General features: G+C 39.8%; 14 protein-coding genes. 6 read left to right on the forward strand and 8 right to left on the reverse strand.

Translation table 11 applies throughout. The annotated features are described in order from the left end of the window. Positions 1 to 43: 43 nt before the first annotated feature. Positions 44 to 1,936 (forward strand): DUF4105 domain-containing protein, encoded by a 1,893-nt coding sequence (locus G9371_RS01255; RefSeq protein WP_029424537.1) that lies wholly within the window; start codon positions 44 to 46, stop codon positions 1,934 to 1,936. A gap of 66 nt (positions 1,937 to 2,002) precedes the next feature. Here G9371_RS01255 and G9371_RS01260 read toward each other — a convergent pair whose 3' ends face one another. Both G9371_RS01260 and folE read right to left on the reverse strand, forming a co-directional pair. Continuing rightward, positions 2,003 to 3,154, reverse strand: coding sequence for an extended-spectrum class C beta-lactamase ADC-80 (locus tag G9371_RS01260; protein WP_029424536.1), 1,152 nt, complete (start codon positions 3,152 to 3,154; stop codon positions 2,003 to 2,005). 161 nt (positions 3,155 to 3,315) lie between these two features. Then, on the reverse strand, positions 3,316 to 3,864 hold the full coding sequence (gene folE, locus G9371_RS01265; RefSeq protein ID WP_001187844.1) for a GTP cyclohydrolase I FolE: 549 nt from the start codon (positions 3,862 to 3,864) through the stop codon (positions 3,316 to 3,318). Positions 3,865 to 4,126: 262 nt separating this feature from the next. Between folE and xdhA the strand changes: the two genes are divergently transcribed. The 3 genes from xdhA to xdhC are packed head-to-tail and all read left to right on the forward strand — an operon-like array spanning position 4,127 to position 8,993. Next, positions 4,127 to 5,626 carry a xanthine dehydrogenase small subunit gene (gene xdhA / locus G9371_RS01270; RefSeq protein ID WP_029424535.1) on the forward strand — a complete coding sequence of 500 codons (1,500 nt, stop codon included), beginning with the start codon at positions 4,127 to 4,129 and terminating at the stop codon, positions 5,624 to 5,626. A gap of 1 nt (position 5,627) precedes the next feature. Continuing rightward, a complete protein-coding gene (xdhB, locus tag G9371_RS01275; protein WP_029424534.1) occupies positions 5,628 to 8,003 on the forward strand; it encodes a xanthine dehydrogenase molybdopterin binding subunit in 2,376 nt (791 codons plus the stop codon). Between the two features lie 6 nt (positions 8,004 to 8,009). Next, complete coding sequence (xdhC, locus tag G9371_RS01280; RefSeq protein WP_029424533.1) at positions 8,010 to 8,993, forward strand: xanthine dehydrogenase accessory protein XdhC; 984 nt, start codon at positions 8,010 to 8,012, stop codon at positions 8,991 to 8,993. 10 nt (positions 8,994 to 9,003) lie between these two features. Here the strand turns inward: xdhC and G9371_RS01285 are convergent, their stop codons facing one another. From G9371_RS01285 to trpD, 3 genes are read right to left on the reverse strand one after another with little or no spacing between them, the layout of a single operon-like run. Continuing rightward, a complete protein-coding gene (locus tag G9371_RS01285; RefSeq protein ID WP_000066126.1) occupies positions 9,004 to 9,699 on the reverse strand; it encodes a Smr/MutS family protein in 696 nt (231 codons plus the stop codon). Between the two features lie 9 nt (positions 9,700 to 9,708). Further along, positions 9,709 to 10,515: an indole-3-glycerol phosphate synthase TrpC gene (gene trpC, locus G9371_RS01290; protein WP_000608310.1), complete on the reverse strand. Its 807-nt coding sequence runs from the start codon at positions 10,513 to 10,515 to the stop codon at positions 9,709 to 9,711. A 9-nt stretch (positions 10,516 to 10,524) separates the two neighbouring features. Next, complete coding sequence (trpD, locus tag G9371_RS01295) at positions 10,525 to 11,574, reverse strand: anthranilate phosphoribosyltransferase (RefSeq protein ID WP_001982145.1); 1,050 nt, start codon at positions 11,572 to 11,574, stop codon at positions 10,525 to 10,527. Positions 11,575 to 11,929: 355 nt separating this feature from the next. On the opposite strand from trpD, the gene G9371_RS01300 reads away from it, so the two are divergent. Together G9371_RS01300 and G9371_RS01305 are read left to right on the forward strand one after the other, a co-directional pair. Further along, the gene (locus G9371_RS01300) at positions 11,930 to 14,662 is read left to right on the forward strand and encodes a TonB-dependent receptor plug domain-containing protein (RefSeq protein WP_029424532.1); all 2,733 of its coding nucleotides are present in this window, start codon (positions 11,930 to 11,932) and stop codon (positions 14,660 to 14,662) included. Positions 14,663 to 14,675: 13 nt separating this feature from the next. Beyond that, positions 14,676 to 17,441 carry a M1 family metallopeptidase gene (locus tag G9371_RS01305; RefSeq protein ID WP_086374783.1) on the forward strand — a complete coding sequence of 922 codons (2,766 nt, stop codon included), beginning with the start codon at positions 14,676 to 14,678 and terminating at the stop codon, positions 17,439 to 17,441. A 97-nt stretch (positions 17,442 to 17,538) separates the two neighbouring features. Here G9371_RS01305 and G9371_RS01310 read toward each other — a convergent pair whose 3' ends face one another. The 3 genes from G9371_RS01310 to G9371_RS01320 form a co-directional block, all read right to left on the reverse strand. Beyond that, positions 17,539 to 18,123, reverse strand: a complete 585-nt coding sequence (locus tag G9371_RS01310; protein WP_029424530.1) for an anthranilate synthase component II — start codon at positions 18,121 to 18,123, stop codon at positions 17,539 to 17,541. 296 nt (positions 18,124 to 18,419) lie between these two features. Next, positions 18,420 to 20,222: an aminopeptidase P family protein gene (locus tag G9371_RS01315; RefSeq protein ID WP_029424529.1), complete on the reverse strand. Its 1,803-nt coding sequence runs from the start codon at positions 20,220 to 20,222 to the stop codon at positions 18,420 to 18,422. After that, the gene (locus G9371_RS01320) at positions 20,219 to 21,760 is read right to left on the reverse strand and encodes a peptide MFS transporter (RefSeq protein WP_000872616.1); all 1,542 of its coding nucleotides are present in this window, start codon (positions 21,758 to 21,760) and stop codon (positions 20,219 to 20,221) included. The genes G9371_RS01315 and G9371_RS01320 overlap by 4 nt, the downstream gene beginning before the upstream one ends. Between the last annotated feature and the right edge of the window lie 433 nt (positions 21,761 to 22,193).

The following is a 22,193-nucleotide window of genomic DNA, read 5'->3' on the forward strand; positions in this document are numbered from 1 at the left end:
TGTCATTTGGCAGGGTTTTTCTTATATTTAATGATAAAAATTGATGAGCTTAATGAAATCGGTTGTTTTAATTTTTGCCTCTTTGGCAGTAAATATTGCGTATTCAGCAGAAACAAATCCATCTATTCAAAACTACTGGTCCATTGCAGAACAAAAAAAATTAGACCAAGACATTACATGGCAAAGGCTCATGTATGCCAATAAAAACCAGAAAAGTGAGGTCACTTATGCTGGCTATTTTCTATCAGAAAATGGAAAAAATAATTTAAAAGAAGAACTGAAAGCAGACATCTCGGCATTATTTATACCTACGCAAGATAACCAGTCAATTCGCTGTAAATTTCCGGCACGCAGTCAGTGGCTTATACAGCAATTAGACATTCAAGAAAATGAATTGCCACAAGTAAAATGTTCAGAATTTGAAAACTGGATTGGGCAGATTAAGCCTTACAAAGCGACCCTAATTTACGCCACAGATTTTATGGGTAATCCAAGCTCAATGTTTGGGCATACCTTATTGCGTCTAGATCCTAAAGATCAACAGCAGTTAAACCTCGTTTCTTATGCCGTAAACTATGCAGCAACTGTGGCAGGCAATGACAACTGGTCATATGCATGGAAAGGCTTAACAGGGCAATATCCGGGTGAATACTCACTTATGCCTTACTATCGTAAGGTAAAAGAATATGGTGATTTTGAGAGCCGTGATTTGTGGGAATATGAGTTAAATCTATCTCCAGAAGAAACGCGGTTTTTGGTGAGTCATATTTGGGAAATGCAACATGTAAGCTTCCCTTATTACTTTGTGAGTGATAACTGTGCATATCGGTTATTGGGCTTAGTCGATTTAGTTAAACCTGAATCTCATCTACAAGAAAAGTTTAACTACGCTTCTATTCCAATGGAAACCATTAAAGCGATGCAACAACAAGGACTCACCAAAGCTCCTGTGTATCGACCTGCTTTAGAAACTCAATTATTGGCCCAAGCTCACCAGCATGGCGCATCTTTAGCTAAAGTTGCTCATCAGTTAGCAATGAAGCCAATTAAAGAATCTTCGGAAACACTTAAATCATTTAGCCCATCAGATCAGGCCAAAATTCTTGAGATGGCTTATGATGATTTATATCTACAGTTTATTGGTCGCAAAGTTGAAGAAAGCTTTGCTCAGCCACAGCTTAGACAGCTTTTAGCACTACGAAGTCAGATTGATTTAGACAAACAGCGCCAAGAACCTAAAAGACCATCAACCGAGCCGACTCAAGGCCATAATGCACGTAATGTCTCGCTAAAACTGGGCGAGGTGCAAGGTGACAAGTTTATCGAGATAGGTCATAGGCAGGCTTATCATGACTTAATAGATCCACAGGGCGGATACCGTGCCGGTACTCAATTATTATTTTTAAATGGTAATGCACAGTGGCGAGATGATCATTTAAAACTAGAACGTCTTGATCTGTTAGAAGTGAACTCTTATAACCCGATTCAACCATTTAAAACTCCGCTGACTTGGGGATTTAACTTAGGCTGGCGTCAGGAAGCGGTTCATGACGGCGTTTATAGTGATGAAAAGCAGCATGGCGTCGCGAGTTTTAATGCTCAGGTTGGTTACAGTCTTGCAGATTATGAGCGCAAACATATTTGCTATGGGCAGGTACAAACTTATGTCCAAGCGGGTTCAAATTTAGATAAAGGCTGGCGTGTGGGAGTAGGGCCGACATTAGGATGTATGAATCAGTGGTTTGAAAAATTTAACACTGTGGTACAAGTTGAGCTGCCATATTGGGAAGACCAAAACCAATGGAACTTACGGCTAAATACACAGTGGCAATATGCCATTAATAGTAATAATGCCATTCGCTTTAATTGGGATTATGAAAAACAAAATCAACTAGATTGGATGAAATCAAGCTTAGGATATGTTTGGTTCTTTTAAACCATATACCTATAAAAAGAGAGAAATAGATGATGACTATTTCGCTTTTTTTATTTTAGGGAAAAATTATTTCTTTATTGCACTCAGCACAGCATAAGCTGCCTTAATGCGCTCTTCATTTGGAATACGTTTATTGGTTAACATGACTAAACCAATATTTTCTTTAGGAATAAACACTATATATGTTCCGAAACCGTTAGTTGAGCCAGTTTTATGGTACATCTTAACTGAAGGCTCTTTTGAAATAGCAGTCACTTTATTAGGTTTCATCACAATCTGTTCTGAATTACTGTCTAATAAAGTTTGTAACGTTGCCGGATAAGAAAACTCTTCCCAACCAAGCGCTTGATACATGGTATTTACTTGATAGCGACCTTGATGTGTTTCATTAATTGCCCGTTGAATATCTGTCGGATATTTCTGTGGGTTAAGGTTGGCATGAATAAAACTCAACATATCCGGTAAGGTGGATTTGACGCCGTATGCTGGGGCATCGAGTGGGCCGGGGTTAACTCGAATCGGCTGATTTTCTTGGTTATAGCCAAAAGCATAGTTTTGCATTTGGGTCTTAGGTACATTTACATAGCTATGTTTTAAGCCAAGGGCCGGAAAAATTGTTTTTTCTAAGACTTGATCGAAAGGTTTATTCATAGACAAAGCTACAACCTTTCCAAATAGGCCAATACTTGGATTTGAATATTGTCTGTATTCACCGATTGGGTTTTTAGGTTTCCAGTCTTTGAAAAAAGTTAAAACTTGTTGGTCTGTTTGTACTTCATCTGGAAACTGCAAGGCAAGGTTACCACTTGTATACGTCGCGAGTTGAAGTAAGTTAACTTGGTCAATCGGTGTATTTTTTAGCACTTTCCAATATTTACCAGGCGTATCGTCAAAAGAGATTTTTCCTTTATTTTTTGCATATCCACCTGCTGTCGCGGTAAATAATTTACTGACAGAACCTAGCTCAAAAATAGTACTGCTATTTACGGCTTTTTTATCTTGAACAGATTGAAGACCATAATACATTTCATACTTTTTATTATTTTGAATAACACCCACAGCCATACCCGGCACATCATATTTTTCTAATAATGGTTTAAAATTTTGATCTACCAGTTTTTTAATTTCTTGGTCTTTTGGGGTATTGCCCGCATAAATTGAGGTACTAAAAATAAAAAGCGGGGATAAAAGTAGACAAGAAATTTTTTTAAATCGCATGATTAACTCATAAATTATTTAAAAAGAAAGATGCCTACTTTTATAACAAAAATCACCTAATTTAATTGTTATGTTTTATAGAATTGGATCGAAGTTTATCGCGTTCAGCTATAAAAAAAGCCCAACATTGTCGGGCTTTTATTTAGGCAGTAAAAACTATATTAATAGCTTTCTGGTACTGCACTTAAGAATTCACGGCGCGCTTCTTTATCGGTTTTAAAATCTCCGACAAATGAAACTGTACGGGTGGTAGATTCTTGTTTACCTACACCACGCATCATCATACACATATGTGCTGAATCGATGACTACAGCGACACCGCGAGCACCAGTGACTTCTGCAACAGCTTCAGCGATTTGCTGAGTCAGGTTTTCCTGAATTTGCAAACGACGAGCAAACATCTCGGTAATACGTGCAAATTTAGATAAGCCAAGAACTTTGCCTTCTGGTAAATAGGCAACATGAACACGGCCATAGAATGGGAGAAGATGATGTTCGCAGAGCGAATAAAATTCAATATTCTTCACCAATACCATTTCATGGTTATCTGATGGGAAAACAGCATTATTGGTGACTTCTTCTAAAGTTTTACTATAGCCAGAAGTTAAATATGAAAAAGCTTTAGCCGCACGCACAGGCGTATCTTTAAGGCCGGGACGATTAAGGTCTTCACCGACGGCAGTCAGAATATTTGCGTACGATTGCTGCATTGACATAAGACGTATAAATTTACTCTATTAGACAAGCTCGGCATTGTATCAGAAACATGACCTGATGTTCATAAATCCTCGCACTATATTTATTTTGGTTTTTCCGTACGCTTGATAAAAGATGAATAAATTTCATGTTTTTTATCGTTAATAGTCAAGTGTTTGGACATGAAATGTGCGCTTAATATTGATAAGTTCTAAATGATCGCCTAATGGCATCATATTTGCACAGAAGCATTATTATAAAGCATAAGGATAAAACATGTTAGAACGTCCAATCACCTTCTTTTTCCGTGGTGGTCAGCAGCAAGTAGAAAATATAGTACCCACAATGACGGTTTTACAATTTCTGCGAGAATATACTCAAACTGGTAAGACTAGGCAGACTGGTACAAAAGAGGGATGTGCTGAGGGCGATTGTGGTGCATGTACAGTAGTGATTGGTGAATTGGTCAATGACAACCTGCAATTACGTAGTGTGAATGCGTGTATTCAGTTTTTACCAACTTTAGATGGTAAGGCCCTATTTACAGTAGAAGACCTTCATAGCTTATTGCCAGTACCAGATGGCACACTTCATCCGGTACAACAGGCGATGGTCGATATGCATGGTTCACAATGCGGTTTTTGTACACCCGGTTTTATCATGTCGTTATGGTCAATGTATGAAAATGAACAACATTCTCCAAGCAAAGATAAAATCAGTGATTATCTTTCTGGAAACTTATGTCGCTGTACAGGCTATCGCCCTATTTTAGATGCAGCACAAAAAGCTTATGACTATCCACGTGTTGTATTAGAACGTCAAAAAGTAATTGATGTATTAAAAGAGATCAAAGCATTACCTGCATTGCATTTGAATGATCAAAAGCAGCAATTTTTTGCACCCAAAACTTTGCAGGATTTTGCTACTTTACGTTTACAGTTGCCGCAAGCACGTATTGTTGCAGGTAGCACAGATGTAGGTTTGTGGGTAACAAAGCAGGGCCGTAATTTGGGCGATATGCTTTATATAGGTCAAGTTGAAGAGCTGAAAAAGATTGTAGTCACAGACCATGCTTTAACGATTGGGGCAAATGTAAGTTTGAGTGATGCACTCATTAAAATTTCAGATTTTTATCCCGACTTTCAAGAATTGCAGCGCCGTTTTGCTTCCATGCCGATTAAAAACGCAGGAACGCTAGGTGGAAATATTGCCAATGGTTCGCCTATTGGTGATTCAATGCCAGCATTAATTACGCTAGGTACACGATTGATTTTGCGTGTAGGTGAGCAGACTCGTGAAATTGCTTTGGAAGACTTTTATTTAGACTATCAAAAAACAGCATTACAGCTTGGTGAGTTTGTTGAGGCGATTGTTATTCCGCTTCGTGAAGGGCAGACACGTTTTAAATTTGCCAGCTATAAAATTGCCAAACGATTTGAGCAAGATATTTCTGCGGTATGTGCAGCTATTTCTTGTGAGTTAGATAATGATGATGTCACTCACAATGTAAGAATTGCTTTTGGTGGTATGGCAGCTATTCCCAAACGTACAAAATATGCAGAAGCCATATTAGAAGGCCAGCAAATTACAGCAGAATTGATCGTTCAGGCACAAGAGGCATTGTCGCAAGACTATCAGCCTTTAGATGATGGACGGGCTAGCTCGGCATATCGTTTACACGTCGCGAAAAACTGTTTACAGCGTTTTTATGTAGAAAAAATCTTGTCTCAAACGATCACTCGTGTGAATGACTTGATTGCTATGGTGGAGATCTGACATGAATCAAAATATTGACTTAAGGGTTTCTAAAAAATCCGCTAAAGCAGGTGATTCGATTCCACACGAAAGTGCACATTTACATGTAACGGGGCAGGCAACTTATATTGATGATTTACCCGAGCTTGAAAATACCATGCATTTGGCAGTTGGATTTTCAAATTGTGCCAAAGGCAAAATCAGTAAGTTTGATTTGGATGCCGTACGTCAGGCTGAAGGTGTTTATGCAGTTTTTTCAGCAAAGGATATAGAGGTTGAAAATAATTGGGGACCAATTGTAAAAGATGACCCAATTTTTGCCGAAGAGCAGGTCGAATTTTATGGACAAGCCTTATTTGTGGTCGTTGCCGAGAGTTATCAGCAAGCCCGTCAGGCAGTTCGCTTAGCAAAAATTGAGTATGTGCCCGAAACTCCAATTTTAACGATTCAAGATGCAATTGAAAAAGAATCGTGGGTGTTGCCGCCTGTTGAATTTAGCCATGGTGAAGTTGAGCAAGCATTTCAAAATGCAGCCCATCAACTTTCAGGTGCTATTGAGCTGGGTGGGCAAGAGCATTTTTATCTTGAAGGGCAAATTTCCTATGCGATTCCACAAGAAAATCAGAGCTTAAAAGTCTATTGCTCGACACAACATCCAACCGAAATGCAGTTACTGATTTGTCATGCATTAGGCATGAATATGCATCAGGTCAGTGTGGAAAGCCGCCGTATGGGTGGTGGTTTTGGCGGTAAAGAGTCACAGTCAGCGCAGTGGGCATGCATTGCCTCTTTGGCAGCACAAAAAACGGGCCGTCCGTGTAAATTACGCTTAGATCGTGATGATGACATGAGTGCTACAGGCAAACGTCATGGTTTTGCTTATGAGTGGTCTGTGGCTTTTGATGACACTGGTATTTTGCAAGGCTTAAAGGTACAACTGGCTTCAAACTGTGGTTTTTCGGCTGATCTTTCTGGGCCAGTGAATGAACGTGCGATTTGCCATATTGGCAACGCTTATTATCTAAATGCAGTTGAGCTACGTAACTTACGTTGTAAAACCAATACTGTTTCCAATACGGCATATCGTGGTTTTGGTGGACCGCAAGGTATGTTTGTCATTGAAAATATTATTGATGACATTGCGCGTTATTTAGGTTGTGATCCAGTTGAAATTCGTCAGCGCAATTTCTTTGCCGAGCAGCCCGGTGCCGGACGTGACCGTATGCACTATGGGGCAGAAGTCCGTGATAATGTTGCGCCAAAATTGGTAGCCGAACTATTGCAAAGTAGTGATTACGCGAAGCGTAGACAGACTATTCATGCCTTTAATCAGAACAATGACATCATTAAGCGTGGTATTGCGTTAACACCATTAATGTTCGGTATTTCATTTAATGCCGTGCATTACAATCAGGCAGGTGCACTGGTCTATGTGTACATGGATGGCACTGTCGCGATTACACACGGTGGTACAGAAATGGGACAGGGGCTATATACCAAAGTACGGCAGGTTGCTGCACATGAGTTGGGTTTACCAATCGATAGCGTTCGTTTAATTGCAACCGATACTTCTCGTGTGCCAAATACTTCGGCAACTGCAGCATCGAGTGGCGCAGATCTAAACGGTAAAGCTGTTCAAAATGCCTGTATTAAAATTCGTGAGCGTCTGGCAAAACTTGCAGCCGAAATAAGTCAAAGTGAAGCTGACCAAGTCCAGTTTGAAGATAGTATGGTTTCAACAGCGAATGGTCATTCATGGACATTTCCTGACTTGGTTCAACGGGCATATATGGCACGTGTACAACTATGGGATAGTGGTTTTTATAAAACGCCAGAAATTCACTATGATCAGGTCAACCATTTGGGGCGTCCATTTTTCTATTATGCCTATGGTGCAGCGGTCAGTGAGGTCGCAATAGATACCTTAACTGGGGAAATGAAAGTATTACGTGCCGACATTTTGCATGACGTCGGGCGGTCAATTAACCCTGCAATTGATATTGGACAAATTGAAGGCGGGTTTGTGCAAGGGATGGGGTGGCTCACGACAGAAGAGTTGTATTGGCAGCCGCATGGGCCACATGCAGGCCGTTTGTTTACCCATGCGCCTTCAACTTACAAAATCCCGACCAGTGTGGACATTCCTCATATTTTTAATGTCAAACTGTTTAATAATCAAAATCAGGCAGACACCATCTATCGCTCTAAAGCGGTAGGTGAACCGCCATTTATGTTGGCATTATCGGTTTTCTCTGCAATTCGTCAGGCAGTACAGGCGGCTATTCCAGAAAATGCACCGCTCATACTCAATGCTCCGGCAACTGCCGAGGAAATTTTACGTGCAATTGCGATTGGACGGGGACAAGATTTGGCTGCTCGCCCACAGGCTAAAATGTAGAAGATTATGCAACATTTACAATGGTGGACTGATTTTGTAGCGTGGCAAGTTGATGCTCTGCCTATGGTATTGGTCACAGTGGTCCGTGCTGATGGTTCTACGCCACGAGAGGTTGGCGCAACGATGTTATTGCGGTTTAATTTGCAACAGCAATGGCAGCAGTCAGATACGATCGGTGGTGGGCATTTAGAGTTTCAGGCGATTGATATTGCTAAAGCAATGTTAAAAGAATCGGAAACTTGTGTGAGGCGTATTGAACGGTTTAACCTCAGTGCTCGGTTGGGGCAGTGTTGTGGCGGAGTAATGTGGTTATTGTTTGAAAAAATATCACCCGCTGAAATTGCGTCGGATTTATCTGGGAGTTTGCAAGCATGGCGAGCTGGGAAGCATATATGGCGTAACGTCTCATATCAATATGCATCCACTTGGCAAACGATGGATATGGAACAACAACCAAGTTTCGAGTTTCATTCTGGCAGCAGTGAAGAATGGCAATTTGATCAGCAGATTCAACCAAATACCCTGCAAGTGCTGATTTGTGGCGCGGGGCATGTGGGTGAAGCAATTGTCCGTTGTTTATTACCTATTGGTGTGAGGGTGAAATGGATTGATCCGCGTGATGATATTTTCCCATCCGATTTACTGGAACAGGTGCAATGTTTAACGACTGATACCTTAGACGCCGAGATTGAGCATTTTGACCGTTCAGGTGCAATTTTAATTTTAACTCATGATCATCAATTAGATTTGCAACTGTGTTTTACGGCCTTAAAACCTATGGCAAAACCATTTACTTATGTTGGGATGATTGGCTCAAAAAGTAAAAGGGCTATTTTTGAAAAACGTATGCAGGTGCGAGGTTATACTTCGGAAACTTTGCAACGTTTAGTTTGCCCGATCGGGATAGAAGGGATTTCATCGAAACAACCTGCAATGATTGCCATTGCAGTAGTTGCTCAATTATTACAGGTATTTGATGTAAAAAAATGATCCCAAAGGATCATTTTTTTTGTTCGAATTTTGGATTTTTTTCTGCACGTTTAAGCAGTACGAGAACGGCACCTGTGCCACCTTGGTTTTCAGGGGCACTTACAAATGCCAAAACATCACGATGTTGGCGTAGCCATCCGTTGACATAGGTTTTTAAGACCGCTTCTGGGCCTTTACCATGCACAATTTTAATGACATTTTGATTTTCATCTTTTGCCATCTGGATGATTTGTAAAACTGCATCACGTGCTTGTTCAATGGTACAGCCGTGTAAATCTACAGCTTCAAACCAACGCATCTTGCCTGCTTTTAAGTCTTCAAAAACCTTATGTTGAAGAGTCGCAATGCGATAGCTTAACGTTGCTTGGCTTGCGACCGGATTTAAAGCAGCTTGTGTATCTGATAGCTCGGCATGTTCGGTATCACGACCACCTTCGGCAGCTGCGCGTTTTGCTAGTGTTTGTGCATCAACTTTTTTGGCACGTGGGGTTTTTACATCGGCAATATTACTATTGTTGATGGGTTTAACGCCTGCAACAGCCTGCTTAAATAGATGTGTGTCTTCCAATTCTTCAGACTCAGCCTGAGATTTTTTAGACTCAGGCTGATTTGCGATTTTGCTTGAATGAGGATTGGAGATTTGCTTTTTAAATTGCTTCAATAACTTTTGTTGCTCTTTAGAAAGCGATGAATCTTTATTACTCATATATCTTCATTAAACCGTTTGAGGTTGTCCAAAAAGGGCAGTAAAAGCTTGATCTGGACGTGGTTGTTTCATAAAACTTTCGCCAACCAAGAAACTGTGAATATCATGCTCTTGCATCATACGTACATCATCTGGTGTCGCAATACCACTTTCAGTGATCAATAAACGTGAGGCCGGAAGTAATTTTTTCAACCGAATAGTAGTATTTAAATCTACATCAAAGGTTTTTAAATTGCGGTTATTCACGCCTAATAGACATTGCTCAGAAAGCTTTAAGGCACGCTCTAACTCTTCTTCGTCATGAACTTCAACCAATACATCAAGTTGATGCTCAAATGCAGTTTTAGACATTTCTTCGAGTTGCTGGTCAGACAAACAAGCAACAATTAATAAAATACAGTCAGCATGCAAAGCACGTGCTTCAACTACATTGTACGGGTCGACCAAAAAGTCTTTACGTAAAGCAGGTAGGGTACAATGATTACGGGCAATCGCAATATTTTCATCTGCACCCTGAAAGAAATCAACATCGGTCAATACCGATAAACATGCTGCTCCAGCTTGTTCATATTGCTGAGCAATTTCGGCAGGATTAAAGTCTGCGCGAATGATTCCTTTTGATGGAGATGCTTTTTTAATTTCAGCAATCACGCCCGGACGTTTATGTTGTAAAGCATTTGCAAAGCCACGCACCGGAGTCGCTGCTTTTGCAAGCTCTTCTACGTCTTGCAAATTACGTTGTTTTAAACGCGCAGCAAGTTCCTCATGTTTACGGTCAACAATTTTACCTAAAATGGTATTTTGAATATTAATCATGAGAAGTCCTTAATCTGCCTGAGATTGTTTTAATGTTTTAGTAAATTCAGCTAAAACACTCATTTTCTCTAATGCTTGCCCGCCGTAAATAATATCTTGAGCGAATGCAACAGCCTGAGCATAAGTCTTGGTAATGCCCGCTACATAAATGCCTGCGCCTGCATTAAGCGCAATCATGTTTGCAGCTTTTTCACCGATATCAGATTTATTTTTGCTTAAAGCATCTTTAATGAGCTTTAGACTCGCCGTTGCATCTGCGACAACCAAACCATTTAATGTTTGTGACTCAATCCCGACATCTTCAGGATTAAGGGTCCATTCTGTAATTTCACCGTCTTTAAGCTCAGCAATAGTTGTCGGAGCTGCAAGACTAATTTCATCAAGACCATCTTTTGAATGGACAACCATGACATGTTCGGCACCAAGTTGTTTCATCACTTCGGCAATTGGGCGGCACAGTTCATCTGAAAACACGCCAATCACAAAGCGTTTTACACCAGCTGGATTGGTCAGTGGGCCGAGTAAATTAAAAATACTTCGAATACCAAGTTCACGACGTGGGCCAGCCGCATATTTCATGGCTTTGTGGTGGTTTGGTGCAAACAAGAAACCTACACCCATTTCGCGGATACAGCGTTCGGTTTGTTGCATATCTAAATCAAGATGAATACCTGCTTGTTCAAGTAGGTCTGATGAACCTGATTTACTTGAAACGCCGCGGTTACCATGTTTTGCAATGGTTGCACCCGCTGCTGCAATCACAAAGCTAGACGCTGTAGAGACGTTAAATAAATTTTGTCCATCACCGCCAGTTCCCACAATATCAACTAAATGTTTGATATCACTCACATCGATCTTGATCGCAAATTCTCGCATGACACGTGCGGCCGCTGTCATTTCGTCAATGCTTTCACCTTTCATGCGTAGGCCCATCATTAAAGCACCAATTTGTGCTTCGGTTGCCTCACCTTGCATGATGCTGCGCATAATTTCTTCCATTTGAGGCTGAGTCAAATGAATGTTCTTGGTAATGTGGTTGAGCGCCTGTTGGATATTCATAGTCATGATTTACAGCATTAATGATTAAAATTTTTAGGTGAAGTTGATCGAGTGTGGGAGGTTCGGCCTATTGCGTTCCATGATTCACTAGCTAGGGGGCTATGTTAGCAGAAAATAACCAAAGATTTTTGCTGTTCGATAAGAGTTTTAAAAATTTTGCTCAGTTAGGGTATGGGGTTGAGTCATAAACAGAATTTATTTATTGAAAAAGGTTTTAGTTTGTTGTGAGTTTTTATGATAAATAATTAACCATTTGGTATATCTTAAACATCAATATATCTAGAAAAAATGTGTATAAATCAACCAAATAAAAGTGGATATAGTAGGGCGATCTTTATTTTGTCTACTAATAAATATGTATTTAAATAACTTGAAATATGTAGGGGCTTTAAAAAATAAGCGCTCATTTATTTTTGTATTTGTTGCACTGTTTCATCCATTTGAAAGCTATGCGCAAGAAGCCGTAGAGCAAACACAAAACCAAGCTAAACCAGATAAAGTAGTTCGTGTTGCGGTGACAGGTTCTCGGATTTCAAAAGCACAAAAAGATGGCCCGACCAGTGTGACCGTCATTACCGCAGCTGATATTGAAAAACAAGGTTTTAGTAATGCATTTGACGCACTCAATAACCTGACGCAAAACACTGGTTTTGTGCAAGGTGCCGATTATGGAAATACTTTTACACCTGCAGCGAACGCCATTAGTTTGCGAGGTCTGGGACCCAATCATACTTTGACTTTAATTAATGGACATCGGGTTGCAGACTATCCTGTACCGTACGATGGTTCTGTCAATTTCGTGAACTTAGCCAATATTCCCACTGCCATTATTGACCGTATTGAAATATTAAACGGTGGCGCTTCTGCAATTTATGGTTCAGATGCAATTGCAGGTGTGGTGAACATTATTCTGAAAAAGAAAACAGACGGCACACAATTTAATATTAAGGCAGGTGGAACCAAAGAAGGTGGTGAAAACTTACGTTTACAACTGAGTGGCAGTAAAACTTTAGACAAGCTTAGTCTCGTTTATGGGGTCGAGCTTAGTGGCCGTGAACCGATATGGGCAGCCGATCGGGATTTTATGAAGAGCCGAACTCGTTTGGGGGAGAAACCCGATACTGTTGTCGGCCGTAAAAATGCCGATACTGGTAAATATCTTTCAATTGGAGGGTGTCAGGCGTTTAACGGTTTATTTAACGGATCAGTCAATAATATTGGACAAGCAGGGGCGGACAATTGTGCCAGTGGTTTGGCACGGCCAACTTATTGGACTGTTCAGACCCAAAACCGCAGCCAAAATGGTTATCTCGGTTTAGATTATGAGTTAAATGATAAAACCCAATTATTTGCAGATTTTTTGATTGGGGCAAACCAAATTGAAAATAATACCCGTAGTCCGATATGGACTTCTTTAGCTGCAACGAGTGGTTATTTCCTAAATCAAGATTCGGGAAATTATGAAATTTGGAATCGCCGTTTTGCACCTGAAGAATTAGGTGGGGTAGAACGAATAAATAAAAAATGGAAAGAACTTTCTTCTAACTTAAATTTTGGAATTCGAGGCGATATTGGAGAGACGAGCTGGAGTTATGAAGCAGCCTATAATGGTTCCATTTATACTAGTCAACTAAACCGCCAAGGCTTATTACGTTCGAATGTTGATGAATATTTCTTAGGTCAGCAACTTGGTACAGATGCAGATGGTATTCCTATTTATTCACCTCATTTAGATCGTTTAAGTCGACCACTAACAGCAAGTGAATTTGAAAGTATTTCGGGCACAACAAAAGAAAAAGATAAATCGTGGGCACAAAGTTTAACCTTAAGTGCGAATGGTGATGTGTTTAAGTTACCTGCGGGAACTGCCAAACTTGCAGCAGTGGCTGAAATTGGGCGTCAAGGCTTTTCGATTAAGCCAGATCAGGCAGTTGAAAATGGTGAGTTTTATAATACGAGTTCTAGTGGAGAATATAGCGGTACTCGTACACGCCAAGCACTTGGTGCAGAATTATTCTTACCTTTAGCAAAGCCCTTAAATTTAACCTTGTCCGGACGTTATGACCGTTATGCTTTGTCAGATAACAGTATTGATAAGCTAACTTTCGGTTCAGGCCTTGAGTTTAGGCCACATCCGACTTTATTGGTGCGCGGTAACTACGCAACTAGTTTTCGTGCACCAGATATGAACTATCTATTCTTAAATAAGCAAAAAGGTTATTTCGCAAGTACGACTGACTATTTACGTTGTAGCCAAACGGGACAATCTTTAGATAAATGTACCTTTAAAGATTACGCACCTGGGGCGAACTACACTTTAACCGGAAACAAAGAGCTGAAACCTGAAGAGGGTAAATCTTATGGTGCAGGGTTTGTTTGGTCGCCAACCAATAAGTTTGACATTAGCGTCGATTACTGGGATATCAAAATTGATAATCTTGTGACCAACTTAAGTGCGGACAAAATTCTACGTTTGGAAGCAGATTGTCGTTTAGGCAACCAAGATATTAACTCTGCAGCCTGTATTGATGCTTTGGCACGTGTAGAGCGTAACCCTGCAAATGCAGTTGTCGACCCAAATGTGATTAAGAATATAAATATCGTTCCGATTAATGCTGCATCCGACCATACCCGCGGGATTGATTTCACTAGCAGATGGCGCTGGAAAACAGATAGCTTTGGTAACTTTCTCTGGACGATCAATTATAGCCGTGTACTAGAACATGAATATCAACAATCAAAAGATGGCGAGAAAGATGACTATTTAAAAGATTTAAGTATTCCGGATTGGCGTGACCGTTTTAATACCAGTCTCAGCTGGAGCTTTGGTGATTGGGCATCAACAGTATTAGTTAATCGTTATGGCAAAATTCCAAACGGCGACCAAACTGCTTACCTAAGTCCAACGTATTTGGTGAACTGGAGTGGTACTTATCAAATCTCTCCAAAAGCTTCTGCTTCAATCATTATCAATAACTTGTTTGACAAAGTGAAACGAGATGACACGGGCGGTTGGCCGTATTATCCAGTAGGATCATATTCACCATTCGGCCGTCAAGGTTGGTTGGAGTTTAACTATAAATTCTAAGAATGATGTATGGATGCAGCGAAGTGGTACAGCATTTGCTGCATCTTTTTATTTAAAACTACAGAGGATAAAACCCCTTATGCTGGTCAAGCCTTCATTTAAAAAAAGATTGCTACTTACAACATTATTATCTTTATCGGCAACACAGATTTTTGCATCGAATAACAGTGAACAAATCCCGATTGGTAAATTACCCGAGTGGGTCGTACCCGAATCTTATGATTTAGATTTTAAGATTGATCCCGCACAAAAAGGCTATACCGGTAAAACTACGATTCATTTAAAGCTGGCTCAAGCCACAGATCACATCTGGATTCATGGTAAATCTTTGACGGTGAAAGATGTGAATATCACATCGGCAGAGGGTACTAAAACCAAGGCAAAATATGAGCAAGCTTCTGAAGTAGATGGGGTGAGTAAAATTAAATTTGCCAAAACCTTGCCCGCAGGACAGTATCAACTCGTTCTAGATTTTAATGCAGCGTATGACCAGCAGCTCGATGGTATTTATAAAATCGAGTTTGAGGGTAAACCTTATGTGATGACGCAAATGGAAGCAATTAGTGCACGCCAGTCATTCCCATCATTTGATGAACCACGTTTTAAAACGCCGTTTAATATTCGTTTGACGATTCCAAGCAAATATTCAGGGTTTGCCAATACCCAACAAACGTCGGAGCAAGCAGAGAAGTCGGGTTGGAAAACACTCAGTTTTGCACAAACCAAACCACTACCAACATATTTACTTGCATTGGCTGTCGGGCCGTGGCAATTACAAAAAGGACCTGATATTGGAGCAACTTCATGGCGTAAGCAGCCGATCCAGTTACGTGGTATTGCGCCCGATGCTAAAGCTGAAAAAATGCAGCATGCTTTATCTGAAACGCCAGCCATTTTAAAAACTTTAGAAGATTATTTTGCCTTTGGTTATCCATTTGACAAGCTCGACTTACTTGCAGCACCAGACTTTGCTGCCGGAGCAATGGAGAACCCGGGGTTAATTACTTTTAGAGACTATCTAATGTTGTTAGATAAGGACTCACCAGTATCTTTTGTACAGAATTCATTTAATGTCAATGCACATGAGCTTGCACATCAATGGTTCGGTGATGTCGTCACGATGCCGTGGTGGGATGATTTGTGGCTAAATGAATCCTTTGCCACATGGATGCAAAGTAAAATCACCCAAAAATTACATCCCGAATTTAATGCTGATCTAGAACGTATTTCAGATACCGCAGATGCGATGAAAAGTGATAGCTTGGTAAGTGTGCGTCGTATTCGTCAACCTATTTTAAGCAATGCCGATATTCAAACGGCTTTTGATGGCATCACGTATCAAAAAGGTGCGGCTGTTTTAAATATGTTTGAAAGCTATTTAGGCGAAGAAAAATTCAAACAAGGAGTGCGTAATTATATTAATAAGCACCAATATGGTAATGCGACAGCCAATGATTTAATTAACGCTTTAGCAGAGCAGTCTGAGCAAAGTGAGCGCTTTGCTAAAGCGGTGAAAAGTTTCCTTGATCAACCGGGTGTACCTTTACTCAATACTTCACTACAGCAAGAAGGCAATAAAGTCTTTTTAAATGTGAAGCAAAGCCGTTATTTACCTGTGGGCTCAAAAGGTGATGCAAGAAGCCTCTGGGGTGTACCGTTATGTGTACGTTATGAAGTTCCAAATGCAGGTAGTAAAGTGCAATGTGAATTGGTAGACCAAGCAGAAGCCAAGATTGAACTCAAAGGTGCCAGCCTTGGCAGTTGGTATATTCCAAATGCAGATGCGGCAGGATACTACCAATTTAGTTTGCCACAAAAAGAGTTTACTCGTCTGACTGCCGCTACAGAAAAGCTTTCTAACACTGAACAGTTAGCTTATGCCTATGCGATTTCAGCTGCATTTAACCACGGTGATATTAATTTGTTGGCTGTCGTAGATGCTGCGAAGAAATTTGCTAATTCGAATAGTCGACAAATTAGTACAGCGTTGTTTTCCCAGTTAAGTACCATTCATCGTCATGTATTGAAAACAGAAGCTGAACGTGAACATTTCAGAAAAGTTTTGGCCAATTTATATTTACCTAAATTAAATCAGTTGGGTTATGTCAGCAAAACAGGTGAATCAGCTGAGGACAGTTTATGGCGTAGTGAGTTGGTTAGATTTCTTGCTTTAGATATTCAAGTTCCTGAAGTTCGTACCCAACTGTTAAAACAGTCAGATGCTCTATTTGCTCAAAAGCAGCTTAATTTTGCGCAAGTAACACCTGAATTATTGCCAACCATTTTAGCTGTACGTGTACAAGAAAAAGGTCAACCAGCTTTTGACCGATTGTCTGGAGAGTTACAACGCGTGACTCAACCGACACAACGTCTTGCGATTCTTACAGCCTTGGGTTCAGCAAATCAAGAAGCAACGCGCCAACAAGCCCGTCAGTTGATTTTAAACCCGCGTGTTAAAGTTGGTGAAGTTCGTACCGTGGTCAACTCAATCAATAATTATGGAGATGAACAAGGTGGCTTATGGTCTTGGTTTAAGGTAAATCATGACGCCGTGTTTGACCGTTTAGGTAAATCTTCGGCTGGGCGTTTCCCTGCAATGTTTAGTGGGGCAGCATGTACCCAACAACAAGCGGCACAGTTAAATGACTTTTTTGCACCTCGAACTAAAGAGTTGGTCGGGGTAGAAAGAGGATTGAAACAGACTAAAGAGCGTATTCAACTCTGCGAATCGCTGGTAGCAAAACAAGATGGGTCAATTGTGCAACAGTTAAAGTTGTAATTGATTCAGCCATAAAAAAAAGCCAACTGATCGTAGTTGGCTTTTTTATTAAAGGTTCTTATCAAATTACTTTTAAAACAATCTATTGATGGCTGACTTATGCGTAGATGTTTAAAAAGTTTTTAAAGATTTGATGGCCATGTTGACTCAAAATGGATTCAGGATGGAATTGTACGCCTTCAACAGGAAGTGTCTTATGTTTAACGCCCATAATTTCTTCCATTGAGCCATCTGCTTCATTGGTCCAGCATGTTACTTCAAGACAGTCAGGTAGCGTTTCTTGATCAATCACTAATGAATGATAACGAGTTGCCGAGAAAGGGCTAGGAAGATTACTGAAAATACCTTTATTGCTATGGTACATGTCAGATAAACGTCCGTGCATCACCGTTTTGGCTCTTACAATTTTCCCACCAAAAGCTTGCCCAATACTTTGATGGCCTAAACACACCCCAAGTAAAGGAATTTTCCCGGCAAAATGATTAATTGCAGGAATTGAAATACCTGCTTCACTTGGAGAGCAAGGGCCAGGACCAATCACAAGATATTTTGGTTGCCATCGTTCAATATCCTCTAATGTGACTTGATCATTGCGAACAACTTTTACTTCCTGATTCAACTCGCCAAAGTATTGAACGATGTTGTAGGTAAAAGAGTCGTAATTGTCGATCATTAGAAGCATGATGAACTTAACCTCATGATAATTAAAATATATTTAATGAGTAGTTAGAATATTACTCACATTCATACTCACTGTTTAGAAAAGACTTTTTAGGTTTGAAAAATAAGAAGCCGCTTTCTAATGGGCTAATATAGCAAAAAAAGAAGTAACCAGTTTAACTATTTCATTCGTTAGAAATTTGCAGAAAAAACGGCTTTAAAAAGTGAGGTTTTTTGAAATTATAGATAAGTACAAATAAGGCAGAATAAGCTTCTATTGTAAATAAAAAACTATTCTGCCTTGTTCACACAAGAAGATTAAATCTTACGTGTGTTATAAATCAACCAATCTAAAACATCGCCAGATAAATGTTCAGCCAGTCTTTCTTGAACAGTTTGATGATAACTATTTAACCAGTCTTTCTCTTCATCCGTTAGCATGTCAACGATAATACAATCTAAATGAATCGGGCAAAGTGTGAGCGTTTCAAACTCTAAGAAATCGCCGTAGGTTTCCTCAAACCCTGAGTGAAGTCTGTTTGCAACCAGATTCTCAATACGAATACCGTATTGTCCCTCATGGTATAAGCCCGGCTCGTTGGAAAGAATCATACCTTCACGCAACTTACTATAGGCATGAATAGGTGCGTAATAAGAAAGCACTTGCGGCCCTTCATGTACGTTAAGCGCAAAGCCTACGCCGTGACCTGTGCCGTGGCGATAATCTAAACCATGTTGCCATAAAGTATGGCGACAAATTGAATCGAGTAGAGGAGCGGCTAAACCTTCCGGATAAATCGTTTTTGCCAAAGCAATATGACATTTTAAAACCAGAGTATAGTCACGTTTTTGTTGCTCTGTTGGTGTTCCTACAGGAACAACACGGGTAATGTCGGTAGTGCCGTCTACGTATTGTCCACCAGAATCAATCAGCAATAAACCATCGCCTTCAATGAATGAGTAATGTTCTTCAGTTGCACGGTAGTGAGGTAGAGCACCATTGGCATTAAAGCCGGCAATCGTTGAAAAGCTTGGGCCTATAAAACCCTCTTGTTGAGCACGGAAAGCCGTAATTTTCTCATCAATGGTGAGTTCTGAAATGCGTTGACTTTGATGAAGTGCTTTTTCTAACCAGTGGAAGAAATGGCAAAGGGCAACACCATCTTTCACCATGGCATGACGGATATGAGCTATTTCACTTTCATGCTTACGCGATTTAAAAAGTGTACTTGGGTTGATGTCGTAGACAACCTGAATATCTTTTGCGATAGCTTGCTCATGAAAAATCGAGACTTTGGCGGGATCTAACAGCACAGATGCATTAGAAATATTTGCTAAAAACTGAGCTGAATCTTGATAGTCACGAATCTCAATGCCATCAGCTTTGAAAGCCTGTTGGGTAGTTAAATCAACTTTGTTGCTATCAATGAATAAAACAGCCTGTTGAGCACTGATATATAAATGAGAAAGGAATACAGGGTTGTATTCTACATCTTGTCCACGTGCATTTAAGACCCAAGCAATATCATCTAAAGATGAAATGAAATGTCCTTCAATCGCTTTAGTTTTTAACGTTTCGCGTATTGCCTGAATTTTTTCTTTACGAGAGAGGGCATTTAATCCTTCAGGCATTAAATGAATCTGCTCTAAAGGAAGTTCAGGGCGGTTTAACCAGATCAAACCAATTAAATCTTGCTGTGTTTCAAGCTTAAAGCCACGTTGCTTTGCTGTATTTTCCAACGCTTTAAATTGCTGGATTGAAAGTGTTTGCCCATTTACTGAAATAACCGAACCCGCCGGTAGATTTTTCTCAATCCATGCGAGATGGGTAGAAGATTCATCACTGGTCAGTTTTAGTAACTGAAAGCCAGTTCCAGCGAGTTGTTGTTCGGCTTGTACCCAATAGCGCCCATCGGCCCAGAGTCCTGCAAAGTTTTGGGTCACAACTAAAGTGCCAACAGAGCCACTAAAACCGCTTAACCACTGCCTTGCTTTCCAATAGTCTGGTAAATATTCAGACATATGGGGATCTGCACTCATAACAACCAAAGCATCAATACTTTGATTGGTCATGAGTTCTCGAAGTTTCGCTAGTTTTTCTGGAACAGTTAAGTCGTTCATATCGTTTCCAAATCAGGTTGAACTTTGTTGGTACTTTTGTCCATTAATTTATTCATTGGTTTCTTTAATAAAAATAACACGATTGCGCCAATAACCAAGGCTAATACACAGCGCATAAATAGGCTAGGTAAATGATTAATACCATCTGCCGAGACTTGTCCGCCAATTAAACCTGCCATGAGGTTGCCAAGAGCTGTACCTGTAAACCATAAACCCATAATTTGACTACGTATGACATCAGGTGCAAGTTTGGTCATGGTTGATAAGCCAATTGGGCTTAAGCAAAGTTCACCTATGGTAAGAAGAAATAAAGTACCGACTAACCAAAATGGTGAAACTACTCCACCATGAATAGCAAAATGACTGGCTAGAGACATAAGTAAAAAGCCACCTGCTGCGAATAACAACGCAATAATAAATTTGCTGATATAGCTTGGATCTTTATTTGCTTTACCTAGTTTTGCCCATAGCCAGGCTGCAACTGGAGCAAAGATAATAATAAAAAGAGCATTGATTGATTCAAACCATACAGTCGGGATTTCAAATCCGAAAACAATACGGTCCGTATAATCTTGCGCAAATAAAGTAAAAGTTGTGGGTTTTTGTTCGAAAGCTGACCAGAATAGGGCAGAGGCTGCTAATAAAACGAAGCAAATAATTATTTTAAATTTTTCATGTTGCTCTAAATTCAGGAAAAGTAGTAAATATGCAAAATAAGCAATAATCCCAATGCTAATACCTACGGTTAAATAGGTTGCGACAGCGACGGGATTGATGTGAATGATACCGAGGAAGGTTAGCGCAATAACGACTGCAACTGCGAATAAAAAGCTAAATACAATTTTAGGCGCATTTTTATTTTCTACAACAGGTTTGCTACAGCTATTAGCTTCTTGGCGTAGCTCATTAAATGTTTGGAGCTGAGGCATTGCCATAAAACGGAAAATTAATAAAGCAATTAACATCCCAATGCCACCAATACCAAAGCCTAAATGCCAGCCATGGTCTTTCGCCAAAAGCCCTGTAATAAGTGGGGCAATAAATGACCCCATGTTAATTCCCATATAGAAAATGGAAAAACCTGCATCACGTCTTGCATCATTGGCTTTATATAGTGTTCCCACGATCACGGAAATACATGTTTTAAATAATCCGGTACCTAAAACAATCAGTACTAAACCTAAGTAAAAGAAAGATTGATCAAATACAGATGTAAGGGCAATTGATAAGTGACCTAAGGCAATAATAATTGAACCGTACCAGACAGCACGTGCTTGGCCTAACCAGTTATCAGCAACCCACCCCCCAAAAACGGTCATTAAATACATGGAGCCTGCAAATAATCCAACAATCGCTGCGGCAGTTGGTCGATCAAGTGCTAGACCGTCGTCATTGACCATCGCAATCATATAAAGAACGAGTAAGGGCCGGATTCCATAATAAGAAAATCTTTCCCAAAGCTCTGTAAAAAATAGCGTTTGTAATGGTTTAGGATGGCCGAAAAAAGCTTTATCCGATTGTTCAAAGTCATATTTCATTATTCAAATCCTTGAATGCTTTTAAGTTTTTTATAAACATAACTTTTGGTTTGTTTATTTATAACAAAAATTTATGAATATAGTTTTTTAGTTTTTTTTAATAATAAAAGCAAGTTTGGCCTGTATAAAAAAAGTGAATGAAAAAGAACATGAATAGTAAAATTTATTTTTTGCTGAGTAATGTGAGATCTACTATATGTGGTCTTATTAACTGCTTAGATAGCGACTAAATAGTGCGTTTATTTAGAGAAATTCATAAAAATGAAAAATAATTATTAGATTTTAACTAAAGCAGAAGGCATTTAACTGATGGTTTAAGTCATAAATTTAAGTTGCTGAAATAAACCAAAGGAATTCATTGGGGAAGATCGATGTCAAAGGAGTGATTATTTTCAAGTAATCCGATAAGAATCTCAGCATTATATATAAGAAA

The sequence above is a fragment of the Acinetobacter sp. EKM10A genome (assembly GCF_011075215.1).
In the GTDB taxonomy this organism is placed as follows: domain Bacteria; phylum Pseudomonadota; class Gammaproteobacteria; order Pseudomonadales; family Moraxellaceae; genus Acinetobacter; species Acinetobacter baumannii.